Source organism: Pseudomonas paracarnis, assembly GCF_904063055.1.
Classification (GTDB): domain Bacteria; phylum Pseudomonadota; class Gammaproteobacteria; order Pseudomonadales; family Pseudomonadaceae; genus Aquipseudomonas; species Aquipseudomonas paracarnis.
The window spans coordinates 1-445 of record NZ_CAJFCN010000089.1; the positions used below are offsets into that span (position 1 = coordinate 1).

At 51.2% G+C, this 445-nt stretch carries 1 protein-coding gene and 1 pseudogene; both read left to right on the forward strand.

Translation table 11 applies throughout. The annotated features are described in order from the left end of the window. Positions 1-190, forward strand: a pseudogene (locus JMV15_RS28040) (sugar ABC transporter ATPase); the annotation flags it as partial. 104 nt (positions 191-294) lie between these two features. Next, positions 295-445, forward strand: a 151-nt coding sequence (locus JMV15_RS28045; RefSeq protein ID WP_201492005.1) for an IMP dehydrogenase, incomplete at its 3' end; no start/stop codon positions are given.

Here is a 445-nt window from a genome sequence, read left to right on the forward strand (position 1 = left end):
AAACTTAATCTGTCCGCTGTTTGGGCATGAAGATGACATCAACTGTTTTCGGGTCCTGAAGGAATGCGGGTTTTCCAACCTGGGGTTCATCTTCAATAACTGGGCGGAGGCGGGGTTCAAGCAGAGCTTTATCGACGAATTTGCCGATTGGTTGGACCAGAAAATGAGCTGGGTCAAAGTCCAGCTTTAATCCATCTATCAGTATTACCAAGTTTGTCAGAGTTTTACATTGAGCCGGGCAGGGTGCATGTATATAATGGCGCGCTTCCATTTTCCCGCTCGTGAGCCCCCGCGCTGCTGCGTATCAGCCAAGAAGCTCTGACATTCGACGACATTCTCCTATTGCCCGGTTATTCCGAGGTGTTTCCTAACGAAGTCAGTCTCACGACCCGCCTCACCCGTGGCATCGAGCTGAATATCCCCCTGGTTTCCGCTGCCATGGACC